This is a genomic window from Phenylobacterium sp., from assembly GCF_016793225.1.
Classification (GTDB): Bacteria; Pseudomonadota; Alphaproteobacteria; order Caulobacterales; family Caulobacteraceae; genus Phenylobacterium.
Genome location: NZ_JAEUMN010000101.1, coordinates 1 through 8,627, shown reverse-complemented (window position 1 = coordinate 8,627; position 8,627 = coordinate 1). Strand labels below are relative to the sequence as shown.

General features: G+C 67.4%; 8 protein-coding genes and 1 pseudogene. 1 reads left to right on the top strand and 8 read right to left on the bottom strand.

Annotated features, from left to right (window positions below):
• From JNK30_RS11935 to rpsL, 4 genes are all read right to left on the bottom strand, one after another.
• A partial coding sequence (locus JNK30_RS11935) for a GTP-binding protein (RefSeq protein WP_293482460.1) occupies positions 1-141 on the bottom strand: 141 nt, incomplete at its 3' end.
• 50 nt (positions 142-191) lie between these two features.
• The gene (gene fusA, locus JNK30_RS11930; RefSeq protein WP_293482459.1) at positions 192-2,270 is read right to left on the bottom strand and encodes an elongation factor G; all 2,079 of its coding nucleotides are present in this window, start codon (positions 2,268-2,270) and stop codon (positions 192-194) included.
• A gap of 104 nt (positions 2,271-2,374) precedes the next feature.
• Positions 2,375-2,848, bottom strand: a complete 474-nt coding sequence (rpsG, locus tag JNK30_RS11925; protein ID WP_111278707.1) for a 30S ribosomal protein S7 — start codon at positions 2,846-2,848, stop codon at positions 2,375-2,377.
• Positions 2,849-2,860: 12 nt separating this feature from the next.
• The gene (gene rpsL / locus JNK30_RS11920; protein ID WP_056018026.1) at positions 2,861-3,232 is read right to left on the bottom strand and encodes a 30S ribosomal protein S12; all 372 of its coding nucleotides are present in this window, start codon (positions 3,230-3,232) and stop codon (positions 2,861-2,863) included.
• A 291-nt stretch (positions 3,233-3,523) separates the two neighbouring features.
• Between rpsL and JNK30_RS11915 the strand changes: the two genes are divergently transcribed.
• A complete protein-coding gene (locus JNK30_RS11915; protein ID WP_293482458.1) occupies positions 3,524-4,249 on the top strand; it encodes a hypothetical protein in 726 nt (241 codons plus the stop codon).
• 18 nt (positions 4,250-4,267) lie between these two features.
• On the opposite strand, the gene JNK30_RS11910 is transcribed toward JNK30_RS11915, so the two are convergent.
• From JNK30_RS11910 to JNK30_RS11895, 4 genes and pseudogenes are all read right to left on the bottom strand, one after another.
• On the bottom strand, positions 4,268-5,374 hold the full coding sequence (locus JNK30_RS11910) for a ferritin-like domain-containing protein (protein ID WP_293482457.1): 1,107 nt from the start codon (positions 5,372-5,374) through the stop codon (positions 4,268-4,270).
• Between the two features lie 171 nt (positions 5,375-5,545).
• Complete coding sequence (locus tag JNK30_RS11905) at positions 5,546-5,875, bottom strand: zf-TFIIB domain-containing protein (protein WP_293482456.1); 330 nt, start codon at positions 5,873-5,875, stop codon at positions 5,546-5,548.
• A 60-nt stretch (positions 5,876-5,935) separates the two neighbouring features.
• On the bottom strand, positions 5,936-7,894 hold the full coding sequence (locus JNK30_RS11900; protein WP_293482455.1) for a S9 family peptidase: 1,959 nt from the start codon (positions 7,892-7,894) through the stop codon (positions 5,936-5,938).
• A 153-nt stretch (positions 7,895-8,047) separates the two neighbouring features.
• Positions 8,048-8,627 (bottom strand): annotated as a pseudogene (locus JNK30_RS11895) (DNA-directed RNA polymerase subunit beta'); the annotation flags it as partial.

Below are 8,627 nucleotides of genomic sequence, written 5' to 3'. Positions count from 1 at the left end.
GTACTTCTTCGCCGTCGCCCCGCCGGTCTTCGCCAGAACCATGGTGATCGCCGCCGTCAGCGTCGTCTTCCCATGATCCACGTGCCCAATCGTGCCGATGTTGCAGTGGGGCTTGTTACGTTCGAACTTCTCTTTGGCCATTTTCAAGCTCCAGCCCTGTCCGGGCTTGTCCTCTAACTAGGGTTGGATGGTCAGGCGTACTTCTTGATCACTTCGTCGGCCACGACTTGCGGGACCGGGTCGTAGTGGTCGTATTGCATCGTGAACTGCGCGCGGCCCTGGGAGAACGAACGCAGGTTGTTGATGTAGCCGAACATGTTGGCCAGCGGCACGAAGGCCGTGACCACTTGCGCGTTGCCGCGGGTCTCGGTGCCCTGGATCTGGCCGCGCCGCGAGTTCAGGTCGCCGATGACGTCGCCCATGTACTCGTCGGGGGTCAGGACCTCGACCTTCATGATCGGCTCGAGCAGCTTCGGAGCCCCCTTCTCGCGCAGTTCCTTGAAGGCCGCGCGGGCGGCGATTTCGAACGCCAGGACCGACGAGTCCACGTCGTGGAAGCCGCCGTCGTACAGGGTCGCCTTGAAGTCGATCAGCGGGAAGCCGGCCAGCAGACCGTTTTCCTTGGCCGACTCCAGGCCCTTCTGGACGCCCGGGATGAACTCCTTGGGCACCGCGCCGCCGACGATCGCGCTCTCGAACACGAAGCCCGAACCCGGCTCGCCCGGCTCGAACTTGATCTTGACGCGGGCGAACTGGCCCGTGCCGCCGGTCTGCTTCTTGTGCGTGTAGTCGATGTCCGTGGTCTTACCCAGGCTCTCGCGATAGGCCACCTGCGGCGCGCCGATGTTGGCCTCGACCTTGTAGGTGCGCTTCAGGATGTCGACCTTGATGTCGAGGTGAAGCTCGCCCATGCCCTTCATGATCGTCTGGCCCGACTCCTGGTCGGTGTGGACGGTGAAGGACGGGTCCTCGGCGACCATCTTGGCCAGGGCGACGCCCAGCTTCTCCTGGTCGGCCTTCGACTTCGGCTCGATGGCGATCTCGATAACCGGCTCGGGGAAGTTCATCTTCTCGAGGATCACCGGCGACTTCACCGGGTCGCACAGGGTGTCGCCCGTGCGGGTGTCCTTGAGGCCCGCCAGGGCGACGATGTCGCCGGCGTAGGCTTCCTTGATGTCCTCGCGGTTGTTCGAGTGCATGAGCAGCATCCGGCCGACCCGCTCGCGCTTGTCGCGCGTCGAGTTCAGCAGGCCCATGCCCGTCTCGAGCTTGCCCGAGTAGATGCGGCAGAACGTGAGCGAACCCACGAACGGGTCGTCCATGATCTTGAACGCCAGGACCGACAGCGGCTCGTCGTCGGACGCGCGGCGCTCGACCTCGGCCTCGGTCTTGAAGTCGATGCCCTTGGTCGGCGGGATGTCCACCGGCGACGGCAGGTAGTCGACCACCGCGTCCAGCAGGGGCTGCACGCCCTTGTTCTTGAAGGCCGAGCCCGCGAGGATCGGATAGAACGCGCCGGTCAGCACCGCCTTGCGGAGGCACTTCTTGATCACTTCTTCCGTCGGCTCCTCGCCGGACAGGTAGGCTTCCATCGCCTCGTCATCGAGTTCGACGGCGTTCTCGATCATGTAGTTGCGGGCCTCTTCGGCCTCCGCCTTCATGTCGGCCGGGATCTCTTCGTCGTGGTAGTTGGCGCCGAGGCCTTCCGACTCCCACACCACCGCCTTCATGCGGACCAGGTCGACGACGCCCTTCAGCGACGACTCGGCGCCGATCGGCAGCTGGATCGGAACGGCCTTCACGCCCAGGCGATCGCGGATCGTCCTGAGGCACATCTGGAAGTCGGCGCCGATCTTGTCCATCTTGTTGACGAACACGATGCGCGGAACGTTGTAGCGGTCGGCCTGACGCCACACCGTCTCGGTCTGCGGCTCGACGCCCTGGTTGCCGTCCAGCACCGCGACGGCGCCGTCCAGCACCCGCAGCGAACGCTCGACCTCGATGGTGAAGTCCACGTGGCCGGGGGTGTCGATGATGTTCAGGCGCTTGCCGTTCCAGAACGCGGTCGTCGCAGCGGACGTGATCGTGATGCCACGCTCCTGCTCCTGCTCCATCCAGTCCATGGTGGCCGCGCCGTCATGGACCTCGCCGATCTTATGCGACTTGCCGGTGTAGTAGAGGATCCGCTCGGTCGTCGTCGTCTTGCCGGCATCGATGTGCGCCATGATGCCGAAGTTGCGGTAGTCCTCGATCTTGTGCGTGCGGGGCATAGCGAAATCGCCTGGAAAAAGGGGTGCGGTTCAGGAGGCTGAACGAACGGCGCGGGCGGTTTATCTCAAACCGCCCGCGCCGGAAAGCGTGACTGGTGTCGGGCTTACCAGCGGTAGTGCGAGAAGGCCCGGTTGGCTTCGGCCATCTTGTGCGTATCTTCACGCTTCTTGACGGCCGACCCGCGGTTCGAGGAGGCGTCCAGCAGCTCGCCGGCCAGCTTCTCGGTCATGGTGTTCTCGCCCCGGTTCCGGGCGGCGTTCACCAGCCAGCGGATGGCCAGCGCGCGGCGGCGCTCGGGACGGACTTCCACGGGAACCTGATAGGTCGCGCCGCCGACCCGGCGGCTGCGCACTTCGATGGCGGGCGCCACGTTGTCGAGGGCCGCGTGGAACGTCTCCAGCGGGCCCTGGTCCTTGCGGCGGGTCTCCAGGATGTCGAAGGCCCCGTAGACGATGTTCTCGGCCACGGCCTTCTTACCTTCGTACATCACGTAGTTCATGAACTTGGTGACGACGAGGTCCCCGAACTTCGGATCCGGGAGCACTTCACGTTTGTCTGCGCGACGGCGACGGGACATCTTCGGAATTCCTTACTTCGGACGCTTGGCGCCGTAGAGCGAACGGCGCTGCTTGCGGTCCTTGACCCCTTGCGTGTCGAGCACGCCGCGGAGGATGTGATAGCGGACGCCGGGAAGGTCCTTCACGCGGCCGCCGCGGATGAGCACGACCGAGTGTTCCTGAAGGTTGTGGCCTTCGCCGGGGATGTAGCACACCGCTTCGATGCCGGTGGTCAGGCGCACCTTGGCGACCTTACGAAGCGCCGAGTTCGGCTTCTTCGGGGTCGTGGTGTAGACCCGGGTGCAGACGCCGCGGCGCTGCGGGCAGCCCTTCAGGGCCGGGACCTTGTTCCGCGAGGGCTTGTCCTGGCGCGGCTTGCGGATGAGCTGGTTGACTGTCGGCATCTACTCTCGCTTCGTGGAGGCGTGTGCCGTTTGGCCGAGGCGCCTCAGTTGGGTCTTCATGGTCAAATGATCGAAGCCGTCCCATGAACGCAAAACACGCCGGTCACCCCTTCGGGCGTCCCGGCGGTATCGGCTCATCGGAGCTGGGAAGAATCCCCGGCCTCGAAAGAGGGCGCTACATAGTCGCGAAGCGCCGTCCCGTCAATCTGACTCGCCGGGCGACGGATCGGTCATGAATTCGCCTTTCGTGCGTTCTCTCTCAAGGCGCAGCTTCAGGGTTCGGGAGATCGGATGCCGGCGAGAGCCGCTCGGGGCCGGGGGATTGGGATCGTGGCGGCCTCGGTGGCCGTCCACGCGATCCTGCTCGCGCTCGTGTGGGTGCAGGCGCCGCGGCTGACCGCGCCCGCGCCCGCGTCGGCTCCGCCCGAGGCGATCATCCCTGTGCTGCTGATCCCCCGCGCGCCACCGCCTGCCGCCGCGCCGGCCGGTGCCACGCCCACGCCGATCCGGCTGCATCGCCGCCGCCAGCCGTTCTCCGCCGAACCTCCGCCCATCGCGCCCTTGATCGCCCCGGTGCAGCCGGCTGCGCCCGCGCCGAAGGCCGCGCCCTCCCCCCAGATCCGCCCCACCATCGGGCCGCGGGCGGACGATGCGCTCGTGCAGAATGCGCGGCGTGCGCTGCGAAGTCAGCTGGACTGCGACAGCCCCACCCTCACCCGCGCCGAACGGGAGGCCTGCGTCGAGCGGTTCGGGCAGCGGGGCCGCGACCAGCCGTTCCAGGGTCTCGGCGTCGACCGCGACAAGGCGCGCGCCCTCGAGGCCGCCGCCCGGCGCAAGGCCGAGGACTATGTCTACAAGCGTTCCGCCCCCGGCGGCGTGGGCGTCTCGGGCAGCGGGTACAACGCCGGGGCCATCAAGCAGCCCGACAAGCCCAGCACCGGCATCGGGGCGACGTCCGAGGACCTCGGGCGCGCGACGGGCAACGACGCCCGCCGCGAGCTCAAGGTTCCCTTCTAGCCGCCGCCGTCCGGGGCCTCAGGCGGCGATGCGCGACTTGGTCTCCAGCGGCGCCTCCAGCCGGACCCAGTCGATCTCGCCGTCGTGCTTCAGGTTCTCGAACGACAGCACGCCCAGTTCCTCGAACTTCGGCCGGATGGCGTCGGTGAGCAGCCCCACGCGCTTCAGGTTCGGGATCATCCGCTCGAACAGGAAGGTGCGGAACGCCGATCCGCCCTGGCTCCTGGCGTTGATCTCCAGCGCTTCGTCGCGCGTGAAGCCGAACTCCTCGGCCACGGTCGTGGAGATCAGGCGGTTCTTCATCACCACGCAGGCCTCGTAGGCGAACTGCGCGCGCTCCTCGATCTGCTCCTGCGGCAGCGCCCGGATCCAGTCTTCCAGGTAGTTGACGCCGAACGCCACGTGCCGGCCCTCGTCACGCATGACGAGGCCAACGATCTGGCGCAGCAGCGGATCGGGCGTGTTGGCGTGGATCGTCTGGAACGCCGCCAGCGCCAGTCCCTCGATCAGCACCTGCATGCCGATGAACTTCAGGTCCCAGCGCTCGTCGGTGAGGACCTTGTCCAGCAGGAACTTCAGGTTCGGGTTGATCGGATAGATCATGTGGCACCGCTCCATCAGGTAGCGGTGGAACACCTCGACGTGACGCGCCTCGTCGAAGGTCTGTGAGGCCGCGTAGAGCTTGGCGTCGTGGGTGGGCGCGCAGGTCACGAGCTGCGAGGCCACCATCAGGGCCCCCTGCTCGCCATGCAGGAATTGCGACAGCGTCTGGGCGTTCGTGCGCCGCATGAACTCCGCCCGCTGCTCGGGGCTCAGGGCCTGCCACTTGGGATGGGCGGCGAAGCCCTCGGGCCCGCCGGCGCCGGCCGGCTCCCGATCGCGCTCGGGCAGCGTCCAGTCCACATCGAGCTCGGAGTTCCAGTTGAAGCGCTTGCCCAGCTCGTAGAGCCGGCGGATCCGCGCGTTCGCCGCCTCGTAGTCCCAGTTGTAGGACCCGGTCAGCGGTGTGCGGAAGATTTCCCGGATCACTTCGACGTCGTGGTCGGTCAGCCGGTGGGCCAGCTCCTCCTCGTCGAAATACTGGACCTCGGTGGGCGGTCCCTTGACCTCTTGGACGTGCAGCATGGCGATCTCCCTGGCCGCCCGGATGCTCCAGGCGTTGCAGGGATCATAAAAATGACGCCGGCGTCATCTTTGATCTAAGTCAACCTCGCAGCTCATCGCGCCGCATACGCGCTTCAGCCGCCGGACGACGAGCCCGGCCCGCCTGGCGGGTCGGGAGGGCTCTCGCGGCTCTCAGTCGAAGATGTCGAAGATGTCGAATTTCTTCTTCTTTTTCCGGTAGTGGTAGTCGTCGTCGTACTTGTAGCGATGCTCGTGACTGTCATAGGCGTGACGCCGCTTCCAGTCGTCCGGGTCGCGATGGAAGTGCTCGACCTCGCGCTCGAACTTCTGACGATCCTGCTGCATCCCCGTCTGCTCGGCCCGCTGGCCCTCGAGCAGCTTCTCGAGTTCGCCGCGATCCAGCCAGACGCCCCGGCAGCTGGGGCACATGTCGATGTCCACGCCGGAACGCGAGACGTTCTGCATGGACGTGTTGCAGTTGGGACAGAGCAGCAGCGGCACGGAGGACCTCCGGGTTGGGGGCCCTTGATCTAGGCGCCCCCGCGCCAAAGCCAAGGCCTGTCAGTCCACAGGCAGGTTCTTGGCGAGGAACGCTTCCAGCGCCTCCAGCGTCCGGATCCGGTTCGCCGACTTCGTCAGGTAGTGGTTCTCACCCTCCAGCACGATGAATTCGTGCGGCTTGCCGGCGGACTTCAGCACGTCGGCCATCCGCTTCGATTGCTCGATCGGAACGACGGTGTCCTTGTCGCCGTGGATCAGCAGGATGGGCGCCTTGACCGCGCCCGCCTGCCGCGCGGGCGAATGCGCCATCAGCTTTTCGCTGGAGGCGGCGCCCAGGTCGGCCCGGAGCTCGTCGGTGACGGCGCCCTCCCGGCCATACGTCCGTCCCCGCTCGACCACGAGGAGACCGAGGTCCGAGACGCCGGCGATCGAGGCGGCGCAGCGGTAGGCGTCGGGATAGAGGGCGGCGCCTGCCAGGGCCGCATATCCCCCGAAGCTGGCCCCCACGATGCAGACACGCTTGGGGTCGATATCGCCTGAGGCGGCGAGGGCGGCGACGCCATCCTGCAGGTCGGTCTGCATCTTGCCGCCCCACTCACCCTTGCCGGCGTCCTCGAAGTCCTGGCCGAAGCCCCACGACCCGCGGAACTGGGGCTGCAGCACCGCATAGCCGCGCGTCGCGAGGAACTGGGCGATGAAGTCGAAGTCGTACTCGTCCCGCGCCTTGGGACCGCCGTGCGGATAGACCACGAGCGGGACCTTCGCGCCCGGCTGCGCCCCGGGCGGCAGCGTGAGGTAGGCCGGAATCTCGAGCCCGTCGCGGGCCTTGTAGGTCATCCACCGCGTGGTCCCGAGAGCCGCGCCCTTCAGTTCCGGATACTCGTCGCCGAGGGGCGAGATCTCCTTGCGAGGCCGGTCGTAGAGGTACCAGACGCCCGGTGAATTCGGCCCGACGACACGGGCGAGGAACCGCGTCCGGTCGGCCGACCACCCGGCGAGCTGCACCGCCTGGGCCTTGAAGGCGCGCACGAGGACATTGGCGGCCGCTCCGATCTCAGGATCCAGCCATTCGTACGTCGGACGCTCAGCGCCCGATCCGATGCCGACGGCGGTGTTCCGGTGCTGATCCCAGACGAGCCATGGTGACGGCGCGCCGCCCGTCTTTCCCAGCGGCTCCTTGGCGCCGTCGGACAGGCGGACCTTCACCAACCCGCCGGGCTGCATGAGATAGATGGCGTCGTCCGGCTCCGACCAGCCATAGTAATTGCGCCGGCTCTCGAAGCTGCCCCCCTTCCAGACGGACGTCCAGGAGCCTTTCCCGCCCGGCCGTGCGAACACCGAGAAGCGATGGTTGATCTCGTCCACGTCCAGCCGGATGCGCGGCTGGCCCGCCCGGTCGACGTCCCAGGCCACGGTGTCGTTGTTGCCGCGTTCGACGAGCTTGCCGTCGCCATTGGCTGGATCGACCGACCACAGGGACCAGACGGCGCCGCTCTCGCCCTTGCGCTTGATCCGGGTGTCCTCCGTCCCGGCTGCGCCGCTGTTTTCCGACAGACCGACGACGAGGGCGCGCGCCGGCGGCCCGGCGATGACGCCCGCGATGCTCTGGCCGGTCGAGAAGCGTGACAGGAGGTCGTTGTCGAGCAGGCTGGCGGCCGGCTTGGCGTCCGGCGTGATCGAGATGTTGCGCTCGAAGCGATAGTTCGCGCGCGGCCCCGTCGTTTCCCAGTAGGCGATGCGCGCCAGCACGAATCCGTCGCCCGCCCAACGGACGCTGACCGTTTCGACCTCGCCCAGCGGCAGCACCGGCAGCCCCGCCTGGTCGATCGTGGCGATGGAAATGACCCGCTGGTCCGACATTCCGCCCAGGATGGCCACGCGCTGGCCGTTGGGGGAGATCGCCGCGTCCACGACGGCCGGGATGCGTCCGAAGGCCGATGCGGGCGGAGGGGCGGCAACCGCCTCGGCCGCCGCCATGCCGAAAACGGCGGCCAACGCCGCCGTCGCCAAACCCCTCATACGCTCCCCCCAACGCACCAGCTTACTGCGCCAGAGCCTAACCGCAGAGCTTCGGGGCGGCTAGGGTGTAGCTTGTCGCGTCGCTCGCAGAACGCGAAACGGCCCGGGGTCGCCCCCGGGCCGTCCGTACGCGTGACGTTACTGGAGAGCTGGCTACTCGATCGTCTCGGCCACCGCGGCGTCGGCGATCTCCGCCGGCAGCGGCTCCATGGCCTCCTCGCGGCTGGCCGTCAGCGCCTCGTCGCGCTTGGCGGCGATCCGCTGCAGGTTGCGCAGGTACGAGCCCGTGCCCGCCGGGATCAGGCGGCCCACGATCACGTTCTCCTTCAGGCCTTCCAGGGTGTCGTTCTTGCCCTGGACGGCGGCTTCGGTGAGCACGCGGGTGGTTTCCTGGAACGAGGCGGCCGAGATGAAGCTGCGGGTCTGCAGCGACGCCTTGGTGATGCCGAGCAGCACGGGCTGGACGAGCGCCGGACGGCCGCCGCGGGCTTCCGTCTTGGCGTTCTCTTCCTCGACCTCGAGCTTGTCGAGGTGGTCGCCCTTGAGCAGGCCGGTGTCGCCCGGCTCGAGGATCTCCACCTTCTGCAGCATCTGGCGCACGATCGTCTCGATGTGCTTGTCGTTGATCGGCACGCCCTGCAGTCGGTAGACCTCCTGGATCTCGTTCACCAGGAAGTCGGCCAGCGCCTCGATGCCCTGGATCCGCAGGATGTCGTGCGGGTCCGGGTTGCCG

Excerpts from the sequence above, each read along its gene's own strand:
- fusA (WP_293482459.1), bottom strand. The coding sequence starts at position 2,270 with ATGCCCCGCACGCACAAGATCGAGGACTACCGCAACTTCGGCATCATG.
- rpsG (WP_111278707.1), bottom strand. The coding sequence starts at position 2,848 with ATGTCCCGTCGCCGTCGCGCAGACAAACGTGAAGTGCTCCCGGATCCG.
- rpsL (WP_056018026.1), bottom strand. The coding sequence starts at position 3,232 with ATGCCGACAGTCAACCAGCTCATCCGCAAGCCGCGCCAGGACAAGCCC.
- JNK30_RS11915 (WP_293482458.1), top strand. The coding sequence starts at position 3,524 with ATGCCGGCGAGAGCCGCTCGGGGCCGGGGGATTGGGATCGTGGCGGCC.
- JNK30_RS11910 (WP_293482457.1), bottom strand. The coding sequence starts at position 5,374 with ATGCTGCACGTCCAAGAGGTCAAGGGACCGCCCACCGAGGTCCAGTAT.
- JNK30_RS11900 (WP_293482455.1), bottom strand. The coding sequence starts at position 7,894 with ATGAGGGGTTTGGCGACGGCGGCGTTGGCCGCCGTTTTCGGCATGGCG.